Source organism: Pandoraea sp. NPDC090278 (genome assembly GCF_044772185.1).
GTDB lineage: Bacteria > Pseudomonadota > Gammaproteobacteria > Burkholderiales > Burkholderiaceae > Pandoraea.
This window is the reverse complement of sequence record NZ_JBIVYJ010000001.1, coordinates 1,683,485-1,703,531: the sequence shown is the minus strand read 5'-3', so window position 1 is coordinate 1,703,531 and position 20,047 is coordinate 1,683,485. Positions and strand designations below refer to the sequence as shown.

Genomic DNA, 20,047 nt, shown 5'->3' with positions numbered 1-20,047 from the left:
GCGAAGGACCCGCAGCCATGAACCTCACATCGTTCTCGACCGACTCGCACACCTGGATGATGCTTGGCCTGCTGATGGTCGCGGCCGGGCTGTTGCTCGCGGCGTCGGCGATCTTGCTGCGCGCTGTCCGACAGGGGCGCAGCGAACGGATGATCGATCAAGTGCTGGCGAGCCGTCAGCAACAGGCGCTTGCGGCGTTGCGCGCGGCCACGTCCTCGGCTGGGTTGCGGGCCAATGGCGACGACGATGCACAGGGAGTGGGCGAGGGTAAGCAGCGTGGCTGGCGCTCGCTGCTCGACCGTGCGGCAGTGCTCGGCAAGCAATGGTCGGAAACGCGTCTTGGACAGAACCTGATCGCGGCGGAAGATCGTCTGCTGCTCGCGCAATGCGGCTATGACAGCGTGCGCGCCAAGTCGCTGTTCCTGTTCGCACGCGTGGCGCTGGCGGTGGTCCTGCCGCTGATCGTCTGGTTGTGGTTTCCGGGCGGCGGCGGACTCGGCACGATCCTGCGGCTGATCGGCGCAGCGGGGGCTGGATTGCTGGCACCGAAGTTCTACGTGCAGCGCAAGGCGGGACAACGTCGCCGCGATCTGGTGGACGAACTGCCATTGCTCATCGACTTGTTGCGACTGCTGCAAGGTGTGGGGCTGTCGATGGACCAGAGCTTGTACGTGGTGGTGTCCGACTTCCGCGAGGTGCTGCCGATTCTGTCGAAGGAATTCGAGAACGCGAACCGTCAATATGCGTCGGGGCGCGGCCGCGAGGCGTCGATGGGACGGCTGCGCGAGGTGTACGACAACGACGATCTGCGCGCGCTGGTGAGGCTCATCGTGCAGGTCGAGCAGCACGGCGGCGCAGTGCAGGAGCCGCTGCAACAGTTCAGCGATCGCTTGCGCGAACAGCGCCGTCAGACGATGAAGGAACGCATCGGCAAGCTTACGGTGAAGATGACGCTGGCCATGATGCTCACGCTGCTGCCCGCGCTGATGCTCGTGGTCGCCGGACCGGCGCTACTGTCGCTGACCAAATCCATGGAGGCCATGAATTGACCATGCCAATCCAGACGCCATTCGTTGCACCTGAGCGGACGCGCCACGCCGGTGCGGTCGCTGCGTCCACTGTCGCCGTTGCGCTGTGTGCGGCACTGCTGGCCGGGTGCAGCAGCGGGCCGACGATGGGCGCATACGGCGCACCGTCGGCCGCCGCGCTGATGCAGGCGCAGCAAAACGACGAGGAAAAGGCGAAGCTCGCGAAGCCCGACACGCGTGAGTTGTATCTGTCGATGATCCGTCAGGTGCAAGATCAGGGCTCCTACTTCGCGTCGCTCGCGCATATCGAACAATTCCGCATGCAGTTCGGCTCCGCGCCCGACATCGACATTCTCCGAGCGGATGCCCTGCGCGAGACGGGGCAACCTGACGCTGCGGAGCAGGCGTATCGGCAGTTGCTGGGCAGCACTGAAGCCGCTGCCGCCTGGCACGGTCTGGGACTGGTGGCCGCACAGCGCAAGGACTACGCCGGGGCCACGCAGGCGCTGCGCGAGGCGGTGTCGCGCGCGCCGACGCAAGCGTTCTATCTCAGCGATCTGGGCTTCGCGCTGCTGCGCAACGGCGAGCCCGCTGCCGCGCGCGTGCCGCTGGCACAGGCGGCCGAGTTGCAGCCCGACAGTAAGAAAGTGCTCAGCAATCTGGCCGTGTACCTGCTTGTGACTGGCGATCGCTCGCGCGCCGACGCAATGATGACGAACGCCAAGATGCCGCCGTCCACGCGCGAAGCCATCGACAAGCTGGCCGCGGATATTCGGGCGCAGACGAAGGCGCGCAAGCAGGCTGCTGACGCCGCTGCGGCACGAGCCGCTGCACAGGCTGCGGCCGCCATCGCACCTCAGGCCGCACCTGCCGTGGCAACGGCATCGGCAACACCGACCCGCGAGAGCACAAGCAGCGAGGGGCCGGTCGTGGTGCGACTGCCGCAGGCGAGTGCGTCGAGCGATGGACAGAGCAAGGTGCCGTCGAAGCCATCTCAGGTCGCTTCGGCATCGGACGCCAAACTCGCGCGTGCCGGGGACGGACCGCGCAGCGACATGCCGACGTCGATGCTCGACCGGTTCGCGCATTCGCAGTAAGAACGAACGCAGCAACATCAGGGGAGACGTGAAGATGGCCATCCAGAAACTTCAGGAAACACCGGGCGTCCGTCCGCTTCGCGCGGCGCAGCTCGGGCTTGCCGTGTTCACGCTTTGGGCCGGGGCCGCAGCAGCGCAAAGTAACGCGCCCGTCACCGGAACGATGGGCGGCGCGGACTCGCGCGCGGTCGCCACAACGTCCGCTGCTCCCGTGGCGCAGCAGGCACCGGTCGCGACGCCTGCTCAGCAGGCACCCGTTGTACAGAACACGGCAGCGCCTTCGCAGCAGGCCGTGCGTATCCCGGCCAACGTCGTGCGCCGCACCTCGCCGCCGGTCGTCGGCACGCCAGCGCGCGACGGCATGCTCGGCGACGAGACCGAAGCGTTGCTTCTGGTGCAGTCGAATAACCTCGCCGCAGGCCCCGGTCTGCCGATGCTCGGGGCGACGGCATCGCGCGCTTACCGTCGCTATCTGGAGAGCTTCAACTACGCGATCCCGGCGTTCTTCTCGACGATGGTCCAGAGCGATAATGGCACGGGCGGTGGCGGTGGTAACGGTGGCGGCGCAACACCGGCGGCAGCGGGGGCTGGCGCGAGCCAGTGATGTCTCATGACTCCGCGTGCGCGTGGGCGCTCAACGAATGACACGAGTCGTGCAAAGCGTACGGTGTGGTTTGCCGGACGCCAGCGCGGGTCGGTGCCGATTCTCGCTTTCATCTTCCTGACCGTCGTACTGATTCTGGCGTTCTCCATCGACGCCGGTTTCGCCTTCATGAAGCGACGCGATCTGCAACGTGCCGCCGATATGGCGGCGCTCGCCGGGGCGCAAACGTTACCCGGTTGCGCCAACGCGACCTCGTACGACACCGTCGCGCGGGCGAACGTGGCGTCGAACCTCGGCAACAACGTCACCAGTCTGACGATCGCCACGTCGTGCGGGACCTGGACGTCGCCTGCGGCCACGGCGACGACACCGGGGACGTTCGTCGCCGCGACGTCGGCCAATGCGGCGAGCGGCAACGCCGTACAGGTTACGCTCACGCTCGGCGTGCCGTCGTTTTTCCAGCTCGCTGGCACGCGTACGATTGCCGCGACCGCCGTTGCGCGTAAAGCGCCTGCGGTGGTGACGTTCACGGTCGATTCGGGGTTGCTCGCGCTCAATGCGAATAATTCGGTGCTTGCGCCGTTGCTCAATTCCGTGGGGATTACGCCGTCGCTGTATGTGGGGGCGGCGCAGCAGCTCGTTGGCGTGAACATTACGCCCAAAGGGCTTTTGCAGGCACTGGGTGTGCCGGTGACGGGGGATGTGACGGTCGCGTCGCTCTCTGGTGTGGCGGCGGTAAAGAACCTCACCGTCGGGACGCTCCTGAGCGCGACGAATACTGCACTCGCCACGCAAAACGGTGCGTTGTCCGCGTCCGTCACGGCGATGAACAACCTCATCAATGTGTTCGCCAACAGTCCGGTGCTCAATCTGCCGATCAACCTGCTTGGCACGGCGACGACGCCGGGCATCATCGCGAACATCGATGCTGCCGGTGTGAGTGCGGCGAATGCGCTCAACGCCAACGTGGGCATCTCCGATCTGATTACGGCCGCCATCGTTGCCGGTACGGGCAACAACGCTGTCGCGATCCCATCGCTCAATATTCTCGGCGGGACGGTGTCAGTTGTCGCGCGGGTGATCTCGCCTCCGCAGATCGGCATCGGCGGAGTCGGCGCTACGGCGACGAACGCGCAGGTGCGGCTGTTCCTCACGGTCAATTCGGCCGCGTCGAGTGCGGGTCCGCTTGCCGGGATTCTCAGTGCAGTGGGCACGCAGTTGAACCTGCCGCTTGTGCTGGAAGTCGCGCAGTCGACGGCGACCGTTACGGCGCTGCAATGCGGAGCGACGCCGTCGACCACCTTGCAAGTCAACTCGGGACTGGTGAACGTCTGCGTGGGTGCGGCGGCCAGTGGCGTGAACGTCCAGACCAATCCTGCGAGCTGCACTACGCTCATGACGCAACGCACGAACATCGCGACGTTGCTCGGGCTCATCAACGTCGGGGCGAACGTCAACCTCTCGCTTGTGACGAATTCGCCCGCGCCGATCACGTTCTCGGGACCGTTCCCGCAGCAGGTCGGGCCGATTGGGTCGAGTGTGAATCTGAGCCAGATCGTCACGGCGTTGCTCACGGGGTTATCGCTTGACGTCAGCGCGGGCGGCACATCGACTTCCGGGACCATCGGCACAGGGTTGGTGAACAATGTGCCGTCGGCGCTGACCGGGGCATCGATCTCCACCGTCAACTCGTTCCTCAGCTCGGCGGCGGCCGGACTGAAGACGACGACCAACGCGCTGGGCACAACGCTTGGCGGCGTGCTCACGCTCAATCTGCCGCAGGTGCTCGGCGGCGTAGGCGGGCTGGTCACCGGGCTGGTGAACACGTTGGGCGGCATCGTGAGCGGCTTGCTCGGCGGTGTCACCGACCTGTTGTGCAATCTGTCCGGCAATGCCAACCAATGCCGTATTAACGCGGTGTCGGGTTCGATCGGCACCTCCGACATCTCGCCCGTCCTGGGCAGCGTGCTCTACACCTTGCTCAACCCGCTGCTCACGCCGCTCAGCAACCTGCTCAACACGTTGCTGTCGTCGCTGGGCATCACGCTGGGCATGACGACGGTGACGGTCGACAGTATCAATTGTCAGAACGGGCTTGTGCAGCTTGTGTATTAGCGAACCTATCGGAACACATCGCGACGCCCGAACCGGAGCCGGGACGGCGCACCGAAATTCACCATGACGAACGCCCGGGGGCGTTCGCCAACGAGCGGACCAGCATGAAAAGCAAGCCAGTACGTGAAGACCTCGATGTCTACGTGTGGGAAGGCAAGTCGGACATCGCCGACCGGGTGTCGCATTGCCTCGCGAGCTTCGACATGGAAGTGATTCGTGCAGACGGTGCCGACCTGTCGCGCGAGCGCACGCGTGCGCGGCCGTCCATCGCCGTGGTCAGCGTGTCGGTGATCGAAGGCGCGTCGACCAACGCGAACGAATGGCAACTCGGTCACGGCATGCCGGTGATCTGGGTGGCCACCACACCGCGCGAGAACGACCGGAGTGTCTTCCCGCCCGAGTACAGCAACATCCTCACGCTCGACTTCTCCGGTGCAGAACTGCGCACGCTCATCTTCAAACTCTCCGGTGCGATTGCGGAGGCCGACCGCGCGCCCGTACCGTCCGACCCGCTCGTCGCCCAATCGAGGGCGATGCTCGGCCTGCTCGCCGAAGTGGACGCCTTCGCCGACTGCGACTCGAACGTGCTGATTCATGGCGAGACGGGTGTGGGCAAGGAGCGGATTGCGCGTCTGCTGCACGACAAGCAGAGCCACTACGGACAGGGGCCGTTCGTTGCGGTGAACTGCGGTGCAATTCCGGACGGCCTGTTCGAGTCGCACTTCTTCGGGCACGCGAAAGGAGCGTTCACCGGGGCGTTGTACTCGCATAAGGGGTACTTCGAGCAAGCCAACGACGGCACGCTGTTTCTCGATGAAATCGGCGACCTGCCGCTGTATCAGCAAGTCAAGCTGCTGCGGGTGCTGGAGGACAGTGCGGTGACGCGTCTGGGCTCCGCGCAGCCGGTGAAGCTCGACTTCCGGCTGGTGGCGGCGACTAACAAGCACCTGAAGTCGATGGTGCGCGATGAGTTGTTCCGCGCGGACCTGTTTTATCGTCTCGCCGTGATCGAGTTGCACATCCCCAGTCTCGAAGAGCGCGGACCGGTCGACAAGCTGGCGGTCTTCACGGCGTATCTCGGCAAGGTGGTCGGCGACAGCGAAGTCGGCACGCAGGTGCCGCCGTGGCTGCGCGAACTGGTCGAAGGCGGGGTGTTTCCCGGCAACGTCCGCGAAATGCGCAACATCGCCGAGCGTGTCGGCATCATTTATCGACAACTCGGGGGCTGGGACGAGCGGCGGATTCGTCCGATCTTCGATGCACTGTCGATGGGCGCCACCGGAGCGGTGCCGCGCGCCGACGATCCGGCACGCAGCGGCGCACTGGCCGACCGCGCACGCTGGGACGCCACCGAGCGCGCGCGCATCGTCGCGGCGCTCGACGCCAACGGATGGCGGCGTCAGGACACGGCGAACGCGCTGGGTATCAGCCGCAAGGTGCTGTGGGAGAAGATGCGCAAGTATCAGATCGTCGGCAACGACTCTGAGCTGGCGAGCGAATACGAGGGATAAATAAGAGAAATAAGCATGGCCCCGCGTGTTGCGTGGGGAATGCTTCAATCGCACCTTGAATGACGGGATTTTTCTGACAAACGGCTTCTCCTGACCGGAAGTCTCGCGCCCCTTCAGTTGCGCAGTATCAACAGATGAAATCGCGGGGGCACAATAACGCATTCCCTGCTTGGAAGAGCGCGCCTCAATGGATAGAATTGTCGGCTATTGCGGGCATGCGGTTATCATTCCACAAATACGCAGGTCTCAGATCCTCGGGACGGAGTCCGGGGTGGCGATTGAATGCGACGAATAAGGGCCGTAAACGGTCCGGTCGATAACAGGAAAACAGATCAGATGAAAATCAGTGATTGCCGGGGGCGGTTGTGGTTGGGCGTGGGGGTGGCATGCCTGGCAGCCTGGGGAACGTCAGCGATGGCTGCCGATGCGGTGCGCGACGTAACGGGCGCAACGCCTGCACAACTGGCAGCTCCGGCAGTGCCTGCGCAATCGGCCACGGCACCCGCCGCAGCCTCGGGCACGATTCAGGAACTGCGCGATCGCATCCAGAACAAGGAAGTGACCGAACTGCGCACGACGTATAACGGTCGCTACGGCGCGAGCCTGTTGTTCTATCCGCAGACGTTGGGCTACTACGTCGCCCTGTTCCACGAAGGTCAATTCTGGCGCGTGGTCAAGGTGAGCAACGAGAAGAAGGCCGAAGCGCTGTACGCCGACTTCGTTCACCAGACGCAGGTGCTCGCCGACGTCGAAATCAACCGTATCAAGCTCGAAGCGCAGAAGGCGATGATCGAGCGTCAACTGGCTGAAAGCGAAACCCGCTTGAACGCCGTGCAGAACGATCTCAGCATCCAGCGTCAGCAGGAACAGGCACTGGCGCAGAATCAGCAGGCCGTGCGTGAGCAGGCCGCCGCGCTGGAAACCGAACGTAGCGCCGCACGCATCCGCCTGACGGACGTTCAAGGCCAGATCCGCTCGCTGGAAGCTCAGCAGAACACGGTCGACTCGGAACTCGTGCGCTCGGTGAAGGGCTCGACCAAGAAGACCACGCGTCGTCGCTGAGCGATGCCGCACCTGCGATTCGCTGGATGATGTCTCCGGCATCTCGGGAGTCTCAGGATGTGAGAAAGCCGCCTTCGGGCGGCTTTTTTCATGGGCGCGTCAAACACCGGGTGTCATGCTGTCGACGGGCAAGGCCCACGGCAGAGTGGCCCACAAAGCGAACGCGCAGGCGGCTGTCGCTACACGCAATTGCCGGGACTGTCGACACACGAATCGCGCATGTCTGGCATATGTCGCGCATTTGCAACTCGAAAAGCGGTGCCGCACCGGCGATCCTACGTGTGCCCATGTCGGGCAAAACCCTTGTCGCGCGGGACTGGTCACGGCGCGCGGCTCGTCATATCCTAGCGAAGCATGTCATGTAATACGTCCGGCGCTCAGCATCTGCCCGGACTGGCGAGGGAACCGGCGCCCAGTTAGAATAGCGCCCATTTTGTGCAGCGCAATAAAGCGATTACCCAAACCTTATGACGCAAAACATTCGACACGGGCAGCGCCCTCAGGCCATGCCCGCGCTCATGGTGGCGGCCATCGGCGTGGTCTTCGGCGATATCGGCACCAGCCCGCTCTATGCGCTCAAGGAATGTTTCGATCCACAGCACGGCATTCCGTTTAATCAGCAAGCCGTGTTCGGCATCATCTCGCTGCTGTTCTGGGCGCTCGTGATCGTCGTTTCCCTGAAGTATGTGTTGTTCGTGATGCGCGCCGACAACCGTGGCGAAGGCGGCGTGCTGGCGCTCATGGCGCTCAGCCTACGCAGTGTACGGGCGGGGAGCAAATGGGCGTCCGTCCTCATGATGCTGGGGATGTTCGGGGCTTGCATGTTCTACGGGGATGCGGTGATCACACCCGCCATTTCCGTGATGTCCGCGGTGGAAGGGTTGGAGATCGCCGCGCCGTCGCTCACGCGCTTCGTGCTGCCGATTACCATCGTCATCCTGATCATTCTGTTCTCGATGCAGAAGTCGGGGACTGCCAAGGTCGGCCGTCTGTTCGGCCCCGTCATGGTGGTCTGGTTCGTGATTCTCGGCGTGCTTGGCGTGTACAACATGGTGCTCGCGCCAGAGATCATCAAAGCGATCAATCCCTACTACGGCATCCATTTCATCCGCACGCACGCGCTGCAGGCGTACATCGTCCTCGGCTCGGTGTTCCTGGTGCTGACCGGTGCAGAAGCGCTGTATGCGGATATGGGCCACTTCGGCATCCGTCCGATTCGATTCGCATGGTCGTTCCTCGTCTTCCCGTCACTGGCGCTGAACTACTTCGGTCAGGGCGCGTTGCTGTTGTCGAACCCGAAGGCCATCGAGAACCCGTTCTTCCTGCTCGCGCCAGACTGGGCGCTGCTGCCGCTGGTGATCGTGGCGACGGCCGCAACCGTGATCGCGTCGCAGGCTGTGATCTCAGGGGCGTTCTCGCTCACCAGTCAGGCGATTCAGCTCGGCTACGTGCCGCGCATGAAGATTCTGCATACGTCGGATCGCGAGATCGGTCAGATCTACATGCCGGTCATCAACTGGTCGCTGCTGCTGGTCATCATCTGGATTGTGCTGGCGTTCAAGTCGTCGAGCAATCTGGCGGCGGCGTACGGCATTGCCGTGACGACGACGATGGTCATTACGACGATTCTCGCTTGCGTGGTCATGGTCAAAGTCTGGAACTGGAACAAGTTCCTCGTGGCGCTCATCATCACAGGCTTCCTTGTCGTCGACTTCGCGTTCTTCGGCGCGAACCTGATCAAGGTCGAAGAGGGGGGCTGGCTGCCGCTGGCGCTCGGCGCGTTCCTGTTCTTCATGCTGATGACATGGCACAAGGGCCGTCAGCTGCTGCGTGAGCGTACGGCCGCAGACGGGATTCCGCTGGGCCCGTTCCTGCAAGGTCTGCTGGCGCACCCGCCGCATCGCGTGGCTGGTACCGCCATTTATCTGACGGGCGGCAACACGCTGGTCCCGGTGAGCTTGCTGCACAACCTCAAGCACAACCGTATCCTGCATGAACGCACGATCTTCCTGACGTTCCGCACGCTCGACGTGCCTTACGCGGAAGACAGCGGTCGCATCGAAGTCAAGGACCACACCGGCGGGTTGTACAGCGTGGTCGCCACCTTTGGCTTCAACGAGACGCCGGACGTGAAGGAAGTGCTGCATCTGCTCGAAGAGAAGACGGACATGCACTTCGAGTTGATGGATACGTCGTTCTTCCTGGCGCGCGAGACGGTCGTCCCGACCAAGCTGCCGGGGATGTCGATCTGGCGCGAACGTCTGTTTGCCTGGATGCACCAGAACGCTGCCAAGCCGACGGACTTCTTCAGTATTCCCGCCAACCGCGTGGTTGAACTGGGGACGAAGATCGAGATTTGACGGTTAATCGTCAGACCAGACGTCAAAAAGCCCGCTCAATCTGAGCGGGCTTTTCTTTGTGCTGCAGGCGTTGCGATCAGCGCTTGAGCTTGGCGAAAGCGGCTGCCATGGCGTTGACCGTTTCCGGCTCGCGCTGACGGCCACCGCCGCCATTGCCGCCACGGTGACCACCACCGCCGGCACCGCGTCCACCTGCGCTACCCCCACCGCTGTTCGGGCGATCGCTCGCACCGGCCACCGGCAGATCGTCGTTCAGACGCATGGTGAGCGCAATACGCTGACGGCGCGGATCGACTTCGAGCACCTTGACCTTCACGATATCGCCAGCCTTCACGACTTCGTGCGGGTCCTTGATGAACTTCGTCGACATGGCGGAGACGTGAACCAGACCGTCCTGATGCACGCCGATATCGATGAACGCGCCGAAGGCGGCCACGTTCGTGACCACGCCTTCGAGCTGCATACCCGGCTTCAGGTCGGTCAACTTCTCGACGCCGTCCTGGAACGTCGCGGTCTTGAACTCGGGGCGCGGGTCGCGACCTGGCTTTTCGAGTTCGGTCAGGATGTCCTTGACCGTCGGCAAGCCGAAACGCTCATCGACGAATTCCGTCGGCGACACACTGCGCACGACCGAACCGTTGCCCATCACATCGCCAATGGTCTTCTTGATCTTGGCGAGAATGCGCTCGACAACCGGGTACGCTTCCGGGTGAACCGACGAACGATCCAGCGGATTGTCGCCGCCGTTCACGCGCAGGAAGCCCGCAGCCTGTTCGAACGTCTTGTCGCCAAGACGCGGCACCTTTTTGAGCGCGTCGCGGTTGGCGAACGGGCCGTTGCTGTCGCGGAAGTCCACGATGTTCTTTGCGAGCGTGCTGTTCAGACCCGACACGCGGGCGAGCAGCGGGGCCGATGCCGTGTTGACGTCCACGCCCACGGCGTTCACGCAATCCTCGACGACGGCGTCCAGCATACGGGCCAGTTCGCGCTGGTTCACGTCGTGCTGATACTGGCCCACGCCGATGGCCTTCGGCTCGATCTTGACGAGTTCCGCCAGCGGATCTTGCAGACGGCGGGCAATCGAGACGGCGCCGCGCAGCGACACGTCCAGTTCCGGGAATTCCTTCGCCGCGAATTCGGAGGCCGAGTACACCGATGCGCCGGCTTCCGACACCACGATCTTTTGCAGCTTCAGTTCGGGATGGCGCTTGATCAGTTCCAGCGCGAGCTTGTCCGTCTCACGCGAGGCTGTGCCGTTGCCGATGCTGACGAGTTGCGCGCCGGTCGCGGCGGCAATCTTCGACAGGCGGGCGAGCGAGCCGTCCCAGTCGCGGCGCGGTTCGTGCGGATAGATCGTGTCGGTGCCGAGCAACTTGCCGGTCGCATCGACCACGGCCACCTTCACGCCGGTACGCAGACCCGGGTCCAGACCGATCACGCCCTTCGGACCGGCGGGCGCGGCGAGCAGCAGCGCCTTGAGGTTGCGGGCGAACACACGAATGGCTTCGCTCTCTGCGCTTTCACGAATCTGCGTGAGCAGTTCCGATTCGAGGTGCGGCTGCACCTTCACGCGCCAGCTCCAGCGGCACACGTCGCCCAGCCACTTGTCGGCCGCGCGATTTTGCTGGCGAATGCCGAAATGACCGGCGATCACGCCTTCGCACGGATGCGGGACCTGTGCGTCGAGTTCTTCGCCAAGGCCCAGCTTGACCATCAGAATGCCGAGGTTGCGACCGCGGAAGAGGGCGAGCGCGCGATGCGACGGCACCGCAGAGAGCGGTTCGGCGTAGTCGTAGTAATCGCGGAATTTCTCGCCTTCCTCGCTTTCCTTGCCTTCGACGACCTTCGACGACACCACGCCCTGATTCCAGAGGTAGTCGCGCAGCTTGCCGAGGAGTTCGGCGGTTTCGCCGAACTGTTCCGACAGGATGTCGCGTGCGCCATCGAGGGCGGCCTTCACGTCGGCCACGCCCTTCTCGGCGTCGACGAACTTGGCGGCTTCGACTTGCGGGTCGAGCGTCGGATCGGCGAGCAGCGCCTGCGCGAGGGGCTCGAGGCCAGCTTCGCGGGCAATCTGCGCGCGGGTGCGGCGCTTTTGCTTGTACGGGAGGTAAAGGTCTTCGAGCGTCTGCTTCGTTTCCGCCGCCACGATGGCGGTGCGCAGTTCGTCGGTCAGCTTGCCTTGCTCTTCGATGCTCGCGAGAATCGCGCCGCGGCGGTCTTCCAGTTCGCGCAGATACAGCAGGCGCTCTTCCAGATTACGCAGTTGCGTGTCGTCGAGGTTATCGGTCACTTCTTTACGATAGCGAGCGATGAAGGGCACGGTGGCGCCTTCGTCCAGCAGTTGCACGGCGGCGGCGACCTGACGCGGCTGCACGTTAAGTTCCGCGGCAATGCGTTGAACGATCTGAAGGGCTACGTTTTGCGTCATGAGTGTTGCGAGTTACCCAAGTGCCAGGAGCGGGGCATTTTGCCATAAACCGCGGGCGCGTCCGGGCAGGCAATGCTAAAATTTGGCATGACTCCGCACAACCTCATGATTTCCTTCGAAAAATTGTTTTCGCGACTGAATCTGCGCCAGGTTTCGCGCCGTCCCGCACGTGCATCGATCTCCGCCGTCGGGCTGTTCGGCATCATGACGGCCGCTGCCGTCGTGCCGTTTGCCGCATCGGCACAGCAGGGACTCTCGGCAGTCGAGGCCGCCGGGCGCACGACCGAACAGCTCGGGGTGCCCGTCAAGCCGTTCGATGCGACCGCAGACCGTGTCCCGTCGTCGGCCAGCAAAGCCAGTGCGGCCGCCGCTGCCGCCGAGGACGACAAACCCGTTCCCTATGACGATCAGCTGGATATGCATCCGGCCGCCGACGATTTTGGCGGTCGTCGCGCCGTGCTCGATCGTCAGCGGGCATGGATCGATTACCGTTTCGAAGAAGCCAAGTACGAGTGTGCGTCGAAGTTCTTCGTGAACTATTGCATCGACAATGCCCGCGACGAGCAGCGCGAAGCGCTCAAGGCCGTTCGCAGTCAGCGTCTGGTGCTGGAAGATCAGGAGCGCAAGGCGCGTGCGCAGGAGCGTGACGAGCGTCTGGCGGAAAAGCGGGCGCAAACAGCCGCCGAAGCGCCGCAGCGCGCTGCCGAGCGTGCACAGAACGTCTCCGATTACGAAGCCAAGCAGGCCGACTATCAGCAGCGGGTGACGGAGCGCACGGGGCAGGCACCTGAGCGCGCGGCGAATGCCCAGACGTACAATGCCAAGCAGGCTGCGCAGCAGCAAAAGCTCGACGAGGCGAAAGCTTCGTCGGCGCAGAAGGCGGCCGAGCGCGAAGAGAACGTCCGCAAGTACAACCAGAAGCAGCAGGAAGCCATCGAGCGTCAGCAGAAGTCGGATGCCCGTCGCAACGAATCGCAATCGGGCAGTTCGCCCGCGCAAAAGGCGATTCAGGGGCAGTGAGCGACGCCGCTCGGATGGAGCGGGTTGGGTCGGTTGGGGCGGTTGAGGTGCTTAAGTCGATTGCGTCGATTACGTCGATTAAGTCCGGAACCGGAATCACTTGAGAGTTGCAGGAGAGTCGCCACGATGCAGCAAGATCTTCACTCCGTTGGACGCCGCATCATCGAGTTGCAGATCGAACACCGCGATCTGGACTACCTGATCGACAAGTTGCTGACGGAGCCGACGTACGACGAACTCCAGGTCTCCCGGCTCAAGAAGCGCCGTCTGAAGATCAAAGACACGATCACCCTGCTGCAAGTGCAACAAACGCCGGATCAGCCCGCCTGAGCGGGACAATCCGCAGATCCGCGAGACGTCGGCAAGTATCGTCCGAATTTGTTCGAAACTTTGTCCGAATCGTTTGCGCGGGTATTTTTTCATTGCGGCGCCGCGAATCTCCACGAGGGGAATCGCGGCGCCTTCGAGTTTTCTGAGCCGTTTTGACCGATTCCGCCGCATCCAGCGATTCCTCCGATCTTTCCCGAAGCCCCGATAGTCCGGACGCACCGACGTTCCACGGACTCAAGCCGCTCGCGCCCAAGCGCGAACGCGAGCTGGAGGAAATCTTCGGCGACGGCGGCATGCTCGCCCGCGCCATCGACGGCTACCGCTCGCGCGAGCCGCAGACCGAGATGGCACGCGCCGTGGCAGCCGCCATGGACACACACGACTCGCTGATCGCCGAAGCAGGCACCGGCACGGGCAAGACCTACGCTTATCTCGTGCCCGCGATGCTGTGGGGCGGCAAGACGATCATTTCGACCGGCACCAAGCATTTGCAGGATCAGATCTTCGCGCGCGACATTCCTACCGTGCGCAAGGCGCTCGCGGTGCCCGTGACTGTCGCCATGCTCAAGGGGCGCGCGAACTACCTCTGCCACTACTATCTGGAGCGCGCGCAGCAAGAAGGGCGCTTCGCGTCACGTCACGAGGCGGCACAACTGCGCGAAATCACCACGTTCGCGCAGATCACCCACAGTGGCGACAAAGCAGAACTGGCGTCCGTCCCTGAGAACGCGCCGATCTGGGCGCAGGTGACCTCCACCCGCGATAACTGCCTCGGTCAGGATTGCCCGCGTTACAAAGACTGTTTCGTGATGCAGGCGCGCAAGGAAGCCCAGCAGGCTGACCTCGTCGTCGTCAATCACCACCTGTTCTTCGCGGATGTCATGCTGCGCGACACGGGCATGGCCGAACTGCTGCCCAGCGCGAACACCGTCATCTTCGACGAAGCCCACCAGTTGCCCGAGACAGCCACGCTCTTTTTCGGTGAGACGGTCTCGACCACGCAGTTGCTCGAACTGGCGCGTGATTGCGTGGCCGAAGGGCTGATTCATGCGCGCGACGCGGCCGATTGGGTCAAGCTCGGCGCGAGTCTCGAGCGTGCAGCGCGTGATGTGCGTCTGACGTTCGGTCAGGAAAATGCGCGCATGTCCGTCACGCAATTGCCGGATGATCACGAACTGTTCGGTGCGCTCGAAAGCGTGGACCTCGCGCTGCAAGACCTCATCGAGACGCTTCACCATCAGTCCGAACGTGCAGAAGCGTTGGGCGCATGCCTGCGCCGGGCGCTGGAATTGCACGAACAGCTGGAGCGCTGGCAGACGGGCGTGACGCCGCCGACGCCGGGCGAACAACCGCTGCCATTGCTCGATCCCGATGCGCCGCGTGTGACCGACGGCAAGCGAGAGAAGGCGGCCAAGGCACGCGAGGCGGAAGCGGCGCGGCTCGCTGCTGAAGCGAAGTCGGCGGACGACGGTGACGGAAAATCGGATAAGTCTGAAAAGACTTACACGCCGCCGGAAACCGTCCGCTGGATTGAAGTGTTTTCGCAGGCGGTGCAGTTGCATCAGACGCCGCTCTCGATTGCGCCGATTTTTGCGAAGCAGCGCGCCGGAGCGCCGCGCGCGTGGATTTTCACGTCGGCCACGCTGTCGGTGAAGGGCAACTTCATGCACTACGCCGCGCAGCTTGGGCTCGATGCTGGCAAGTCGCTCACGCTGGCCAGTCCGTTCGATTATCAGAACCAGAGTCTGCTGTACGTGCCGCGCGGCTTGCCGCAACCTTCCGCGCCGAACTTTACCGATGCCGTACTCGACGCCGCGTTGCCCGTGCTCGAAGTGAGTGGCGGCCGGGCGTTCGTGCTGTGTACCACGCTGCGTGCGGTGAATCGTGCGGCGGAGCGTCTGCGCGAGGAGTTCGAGCGTCGCGGTTGGCCGTACCCGTTGCTGGTGCAGGGCGAAGCCAGCCGTACCGAACTGCTCGACCGTTTCCGGGCGCTGGGTAACGCGGTCCTCATTGGCAGCCAGAGCTTCTGGGAAGGTGTGGACGTGCGCGGCGAGGCGCTCTCGCTCGTCATCATCGACAAGTTGCCGTTCGCGCCGCCTGACGACCCGGTGCTTGCCGCGCGTCTCGACGCGCTGACGAAGAAGGGGCTGAGTCCGTTCGCCGTCCATCAGTTGCCGCAGGCGGTGATCACGCTGAAGCAGGGCGCTGGACGATTGATCCGCTCTGAGGCGGATCGCGGCGTGCTGATGATTTGCGATCCGCGTCTGGTGGATAAGCCTTATGGGCGTCGGATCTGGCAGAGCCTGCCGCCGTTCAAGCGCACGCGGGAGCTGCCGATTGTGCGCGGTTTCTTCGACGAGATGGCGGCGGAGGCCGGAGGCTGACGTCGATCCGCCGCATGTGTGAAATGAAAAAGCCAGACGGTGATGCGTCTGGCTTTTTTGTGGCGGCATTTAAACCGGAAGGTTGTCAGCCCGGCAGGGCATCCAGCCATCGTCCGATGACGGCCGGCGCGACTTCGGACAGGCGTGCGTGATGCACGCGTGCATCGTTGCGCAACGTTGTCGGGTCGATTTTGGCAGTACCAAGTTCGCAGGCGTGGCCGACGAGCCAGGACTCGATGCAGCCTGCATCGGCTTCCAGATGGAATTGCAGACCGAGTGCGTGATCGCCCATCGCAAAGGCCTGATTTTCGCCAATCGCCGTGCGGGCCAGATGCGTCGCGCCTGGCGGGATGTCGAACTGATCGCCGTGCCAGTGCAACACGCTAGCGTTGCCGAGCGCGGCCAGTGGCGACGCTTGCCCGGCTTCGGTCAGCGTCAGCGGTGCGTAACCGATTTCCTTCACGCCCAGCGGATAGACCTTTGCACCCAGCGCGCGCGCCATCAACTGAGCGCCGAGACAAATACCTAGAATCGGCTTATTCGCGCTCAGGCGCGCTCTCACCAGCGCAAGCTCATTCGCGATAAACGGATGAATCACGTCGTCGAAGGCACCGATCGGTCCGCCGAGCACGACCAACATGTCGGGCGAGAGGACGTCAGTGGCGCGAAGGTCCGCGAGCGGTGCGTCGACATAGTCGATGCGATAACCGCGTTGGGTGAAGTACGGCGCCAGCGTGCCGAGATCTTCGAAGTGAACGTGACGCAAGGCCAGCAGCGTCTTATCGGAGGCGGGGGTGGTGCTCACAAAACGAACTCCTGTCGAGGGATCGTCATGACGACGGGAAACAAAAAACCCCCGCATAGGCGAGGGCTTTTCGATGCATTCCAACCAACAGCTGGCTTAACGCCAGATCTGCCACCAGGACTTCTTGTCGCCCGGGTTGTTGTCGATGCGACGGCCGACCGTGAGGTAGCCGCTGTTCGGGTAGGTCTTTTCCATCACGCGGCGGGCGTCGTCACGCAGTTCGGTCATGCCGAGCTTGTCGTACGACTTGATCATGATGCCCAGGGCGTCTTCCAGTGCCGGTGCCTGATCGTAGTCCTGCAGGGCGGTCTGCGCGCGGTTCACCGCGGCGAGGTACGCGCCACGGCGATAGTAGTACTCGGCGGCGTGCACTTCGTGCGCGGCCATCGCGTTCACGGCGTAGCGCATGCGCAGGGCGGCGTCGTTCGCGTACTTGCTCGTCGGGTAATGCTCGACCAGGTACTTGAAGCTGTCATACGCGGCGCGCAGCGCCTTCGGATCGCGTTCGCTCAGATCCTGACCCGAGAAACGGCCGAACAGACCGAGGTCGTCGTTGAAGTTGATCAGGCCCTTGAGGTAATAGGCGTAATCGATCGACGGGCTGTCCGGATGCAGACGAATGAAGCGGTCGACGGCCGTGAGCGCCTGAGCGGGCTCATTGTCCTTGTAATAGGAGTAGGCCGTGTTGATCTGGGCCTGTTGAGCGTGCGGGCCGAACGGGTCGCGCCCTTCGAGCAACTCGTAATACTTGGCGGCTTTTGTATAGTCGCCACCGTCGAAGCTGTCCTTGGCTTCCGAGTATAATTTGTTCGTCGACCAGCTGGCCGTTTCGTCGACCTTCTCCGGCAGAATGCCACAGGCGGCCATGCTGCCGACCACAATCGCGGCCAGCGTCAGATGTTTGACAAGTTTCAGGGCTTGCATGCTCGTTGGCTTCACTTCTCGATGACCCGTTCAATAGTGCCGGATTATAGCGTAACCGCCTCATTTGCCACGGAAAATGCGGAGGATTCGTCAGACGACGATTTCGACTCGCTTCCGGGGGCTTTCTCAGACTCCATCGATAGCGCCGTTACAGACGCGACTTCTTCGACTTCCGCTTCACCCGACACTGCGTCTTCTGCCGCCCCGCTTGTCGCGACATTGCCCGACGCGCTCGCAGGCGAGCGCCTCGACAAGGCGTTGGCGCAGTGCTTCCCGGAATATTCCCGCAGTCGTCTTCAGGCCTGGGTCGAAGACGGCCGAGTCACGCTCGACGGCGAACCCGCCAAAGTCCGCCAGAAGGTGGCGGGCGGCGAAGCGGTGGTTATCACGCCCGCAGCGCTCCCCGAACAACTTGCGTTCGCGCCGGAGCCGGTGCCGCTCGAGGCGATCTATGAGGACGCGACGCTCGCCGTCTTCAATAAGCCTGCTGGCCTCGTCGTTCATCCGGCGGCAGGCAACTGGTCGGGTACGTTGCTCAACGGTCTGCTGCATCGTTACGGACAGGCGGCCGCCGATCTGCCGCGTGCAGGTATCGTCCATCGGCTGGACAAGGAGACGTCCGGCCTGATGGTGGTCGCCCGCACGCTGGTCGCCCAGACCGATCTGGTGCGCCAGTTGCAGGCGCGCTCGGTCAAGCGGCATTACGCCGCGCTGGTGTGGGGACGTCCGCCGCAGCGCACCGTCGTGGACGCGCCGATTGGCCGCGATCCGCGCGAACGTACGCGCATGGCGGTCGTGCAGGGGCAGGGCGGCAAGCCGGCGCGCACCCGTGTGGTGACCGTCGCCAGCGCAGAATGGGAAGGATCCCCGGTTTCGCTGGTGCTTTGCTCGCTGGACACGGGGCGTACGCACCAGATTCGCGTCCATCTTTCCCATCTTGGGCACTCGCTGCTGGGCGATCCGCTCTATAAGCCGCGCCACAAGCGTCCGGTGCTGCCGGGCGGCTTTGCGCGGCAGGCGCTGCACGCGTGGCGTCTGGGGCTGATCCATCCCGAGGACGATGCCGCGATGCACTGGCAAGCGCCGCTGCCGGACGATATGCGTGAACTCATGCGCGCGCTCGGCCTCGAATTTGACTTCACAACGCTCCCCGATTCGCTCGATGACTTCTTCCCTGCCTGAGCAAGACAGCAAGTTGGATACCGCGCAAGACTCGATACCTGCGGACTGGATCGTTCCCGACTGGCCAGCCCCGGCGAACGTTCGCGCCGTGTTCACGACGCGCGCGGGCGGCGTCAGCCAAGGCCCGCAGGCCACGTTCAACCTCGGTTACAAGGCGGACGACGATCCCGACGCCGTGCGCACCAATCGTGCCTTGCTGGCGACGAGAACGGGCGTGCCGTCTGCGTGGGTTGCGCAGGTTCACGGTCCGCGTGTGGTCGATGCACAGGCAGCGTTCGATGCCGTGAACGCGGGTGAGCCGCTTCAGGCGGACGCCAGCGCGACCAACGCCATCGGACTCGCGAGCACGATCATGGTGGCGGACTGCCTGCCGGTGCTGCTATGCGATGCGCAAGGGCGCGCGGTGGCGGCGGCACACGCGGGCTGGCGCGGGCTTTGCGCCGGTGTCATCGAACGGACGGTGCAGGTGCTGCGGGCGCGGTTGCCGAGATCCGGGGCGAACGACGACACGCAAGTCATCGCATGGCTCGGCCCGTGTATCGGACCGATGGCGTTCGAGGTGGGACCGGAGGTGCGCGAAGCCTTCCTCGACGCGGCGACGCCGCAGGAGCGGGACGCGACGTCGGCCGCTTTCGTCCCGCACGGCGATCCGGGAGTCGGCAAATCGCTGGCGGATCTGTGCGCGCTGGCGCGCTTGCGGCTCGCGCGCGAGGGCGTGACGAGCGTTTCCGGCGGAACGTGGTGCACCGTCGGCGATTCGGCACGTTTCTATTCTTATCGTCGCGACCGGACGACGGGGCGCATGGCGGCGCTGGTCTGGCGCGTCAGCTGAGACGGTTAATCTGCGTCATCGGGTCGCAGCGCGCGCGTGCGCCGCGCCCGGCTTCCCGCGATGTACAGGATGAGGAGCGCCGGTCCGATACCGCCGAACAGGAAGATGGCGATGCCCAGCCACGCAGACGGCGCGGTGATGGCGACCATGCCAATGACGTAGAGCCAGCCGAGAAGAACAATGATCATCGGGACAAGTCGGGGCAAACGCGCATTCAAAAATGGGGGAGGCGACGGGACAATGCACTCAGGACGTTCGCCGCAAAGATTGACACGCCTGCGCGCGCGCGCAAGAATGCTTCACAGGCGGGGCGCATCGCTCATAAAGTGAAGCACGCCGCCGCGTTTCGGGCGCCGGCCCTG

General features: G+C 63.7%; 16 protein-coding genes. 12 read left to right on the top strand and 4 right to left on the bottom strand.

Annotation, left to right across the window (positions count from 1 at the left end):
- Nucleotides 1-17 precede the first annotated feature (17 nt).
- The 7 genes from ACIQWO_RS07200 (at nt 18) to ACIQWO_RS07170 (ending at nt 9,777) form a co-directional block, all read left to right on the top strand.
- Complete coding sequence (locus ACIQWO_RS07200; protein WP_402821122.1) at nt 18-1,049, top strand: type II secretion system F family protein; 1,032 nt, start codon at nt 18-20, stop codon at nt 1,047-1,049.
- Nucleotides 1,050-1,051: 2 nt separating this feature from the next.
- Entirely contained in the window at nt 1,052-2,125 is a 1,074-nt protein-coding gene (locus ACIQWO_RS07195; RefSeq protein ID WP_402821119.1) for a tetratricopeptide repeat protein, read from the top strand.
- Nucleotides 2,126-2,159: 34 nt separating this feature from the next.
- Entirely contained in the window at nt 2,160-2,729 is a 570-nt protein-coding gene (locus tag ACIQWO_RS07190; protein WP_402821116.1) for a DUF3613 domain-containing protein, read from the top strand.
- Between the two features lie 63 nt (nt 2,730-2,792).
- Nucleotides 2,793-4,844, top strand: a complete 2,052-nt coding sequence (locus ACIQWO_RS07185) for a pilus assembly protein TadG-related protein (RefSeq protein WP_402821113.1) — start codon at nt 2,793-2,795, stop codon at nt 4,842-4,844.
- Nucleotides 4,845-4,948: 104 nt separating this feature from the next.
- Complete coding sequence (locus tag ACIQWO_RS07180) at nt 4,949-6,355, top strand: sigma 54-interacting transcriptional regulator (RefSeq protein ID WP_402821110.1); 1,407 nt, start codon at nt 4,949-4,951, stop codon at nt 6,353-6,355.
- Between the two features lie 336 nt (nt 6,356-6,691).
- Nucleotides 6,692-7,417, top strand: coding sequence for a DUF2968 domain-containing protein (locus ACIQWO_RS07175; RefSeq protein ID WP_402821107.1), 726 nt, complete (start codon nt 6,692-6,694; stop codon nt 7,415-7,417).
- Between the two features lie 467 nt (nt 7,418-7,884).
- Nucleotides 7,885-9,777 (top strand): potassium transporter Kup, encoded by a 1,893-nt coding sequence (locus ACIQWO_RS07170; RefSeq protein ID WP_402821104.1) that lies wholly within the window; start codon nt 7,885-7,887, stop codon nt 9,775-9,777.
- A 76-nt stretch (nt 9,778-9,853) separates the two neighbouring features.
- Here ACIQWO_RS07170 and ACIQWO_RS07165 read toward each other — a convergent pair whose 3' ends face one another.
- Nucleotides 9,854-12,208 (bottom strand): Tex family protein, encoded by a 2,355-nt coding sequence (locus ACIQWO_RS07165; RefSeq protein WP_402821101.1) that lies wholly within the window; start codon nt 12,206-12,208, stop codon nt 9,854-9,856.
- Nucleotides 12,209-12,313: 105 nt separating this feature from the next.
- Here ACIQWO_RS07165 and ACIQWO_RS07160 point away from each other — a divergent pair, with 105 nt between their 5' ends.
- The 3 genes from ACIQWO_RS07160 (at nt 12,314) to ACIQWO_RS07150 (ending at nt 15,942) form a co-directional block, all read left to right on the top strand.
- Entirely contained in the window at nt 12,314-13,228 is a 915-nt protein-coding gene (locus ACIQWO_RS07160; RefSeq protein ID WP_402821098.1) for a hypothetical protein, read from the top strand.
- 126 nt (nt 13,229-13,354) lie between these two features.
- Nucleotides 13,355-13,558, top strand: a complete 204-nt coding sequence (locus tag ACIQWO_RS07155) for a YdcH family protein (RefSeq protein WP_039397848.1) — start codon at nt 13,355-13,357, stop codon at nt 13,556-13,558.
- Between the two features lie 152 nt (nt 13,559-13,710).
- Nucleotides 13,711-15,942: an ATP-dependent DNA helicase gene (locus ACIQWO_RS07150; protein WP_402821094.1), complete on the top strand. Its 2,232-nt coding sequence runs from the start codon at nt 13,711-13,713 to the stop codon at nt 15,940-15,942.
- An 85-nt stretch (nt 15,943-16,027) separates the two neighbouring features.
- Here the strand turns inward: ACIQWO_RS07150 and ACIQWO_RS07145 are convergent, their stop codons facing one another.
- Both ACIQWO_RS07145 and ACIQWO_RS07140 read right to left on the bottom strand, forming a co-directional pair.
- Nucleotides 16,028-16,747 (bottom strand): glutamine amidotransferase, encoded by a 720-nt coding sequence (locus ACIQWO_RS07145; RefSeq protein ID WP_402821091.1) that lies wholly within the window; start codon nt 16,745-16,747, stop codon nt 16,028-16,030.
- A 96-nt stretch (nt 16,748-16,843) separates the two neighbouring features.
- Nucleotides 16,844-17,671: an outer membrane protein assembly factor BamD gene (locus tag ACIQWO_RS07140; protein WP_052252785.1), complete on the bottom strand. Its 828-nt coding sequence runs from the start codon at nt 17,669-17,671 to the stop codon at nt 16,844-16,846.
- Nucleotides 17,672-17,692: 21 nt separating this feature from the next.
- Between ACIQWO_RS07140 and ACIQWO_RS07135 the strand changes: the two genes are divergently transcribed.
- Nucleotides 17,693-18,853, top strand: a complete 1,161-nt coding sequence (locus tag ACIQWO_RS07135; RefSeq protein ID WP_402821087.1) for an RluA family pseudouridine synthase — start codon at nt 17,693-17,695, stop codon at nt 18,851-18,853.
- On the top strand, nt 18,834-19,685 hold the full coding sequence (pgeF, locus tag ACIQWO_RS07130; RefSeq protein ID WP_402821084.1) for a peptidoglycan editing factor PgeF: 852 nt from the start codon (nt 18,834-18,836) through the stop codon (nt 19,683-19,685). The genes ACIQWO_RS07135 and pgeF overlap by 20 nt, the downstream gene beginning before the upstream one ends.
- A 5-nt stretch (nt 19,686-19,690) precedes the next feature.
- Here pgeF and ACIQWO_RS07125 read toward each other — a convergent pair whose 3' ends face one another.
- On the bottom strand, nt 19,691-19,873 hold the full coding sequence (locus tag ACIQWO_RS07125; RefSeq protein WP_402821081.1) for a hypothetical protein: 183 nt from the start codon (nt 19,871-19,873) through the stop codon (nt 19,691-19,693).
- Nucleotides 19,874-20,047: the final 174 nt, after the last annotated feature.

What these genes read in the sequence shown, in the direction of transcription:
- ACIQWO_RS07180 (WP_402821110.1), top strand. Translation starts at nt 4,949, where the DNA reads ATGAAAAGCAAGCCAGTACGTGAAGACCTCGATGTCTACGTGTGGGAA.
- ACIQWO_RS07175 (WP_402821107.1), top strand. Translation starts at nt 6,692, where the DNA reads ATGAAAATCAGTGATTGCCGGGGGCGGTTGTGGTTGGGCGTGGGGGTG.
- ACIQWO_RS07170 (WP_402821104.1), top strand. Translation starts at nt 7,885, where the DNA reads ATGACGCAAAACATTCGACACGGGCAGCGCCCTCAGGCCATGCCCGCG.
- ACIQWO_RS07200 (WP_402821122.1), top strand. Translation starts at nt 18, where the DNA reads ATGAACCTCACATCGTTCTCGACCGACTCGCACACCTGGATGATGCTT.
- ACIQWO_RS07165 (WP_402821101.1), bottom strand. Translation starts at nt 12,208, where the DNA reads ATGACGCAAAACGTAGCCCTTCAGATCGTTCAACGCATTGCCGCGGAA.
- pgeF (WP_402821084.1), top strand. Translation starts at nt 18,834, where the DNA reads ATGACTTCTTCCCTGCCTGAGCAAGACAGCAAGTTGGATACCGCGCAA.
- ACIQWO_RS07140 (WP_052252785.1), bottom strand. Translation starts at nt 17,671, where the DNA reads ATGCAAGCCCTGAAACTTGTCAAACATCTGACGCTGGCCGCGATTGTG.
- ACIQWO_RS07195 (WP_402821119.1), top strand. Translation starts at nt 1,052, where the DNA reads ATGCCAATCCAGACGCCATTCGTTGCACCTGAGCGGACGCGCCACGCC.
- ACIQWO_RS07135 (WP_402821087.1), top strand. Translation starts at nt 17,693, where the DNA reads ATGACCCGTTCAATAGTGCCGGATTATAGCGTAACCGCCTCATTTGCC.
- ACIQWO_RS07125 (WP_402821081.1), bottom strand. Translation starts at nt 19,873, where the DNA reads ATGATCATTGTTCTTCTCGGCTGGCTCTACGTCATTGGCATGGTCGCC.
- ACIQWO_RS07190 (WP_402821116.1), top strand. Translation starts at nt 2,160, where the DNA reads ATGGCCATCCAGAAACTTCAGGAAACACCGGGCGTCCGTCCGCTTCGC.
- ACIQWO_RS07160 (WP_402821098.1), top strand. Translation starts at nt 12,314, where the DNA reads ATGATTTCCTTCGAAAAATTGTTTTCGCGACTGAATCTGCGCCAGGTT.
- ACIQWO_RS07155 (WP_039397848.1), top strand. Translation starts at nt 13,355, where the DNA reads ATGCAGCAAGATCTTCACTCCGTTGGACGCCGCATCATCGAGTTGCAG.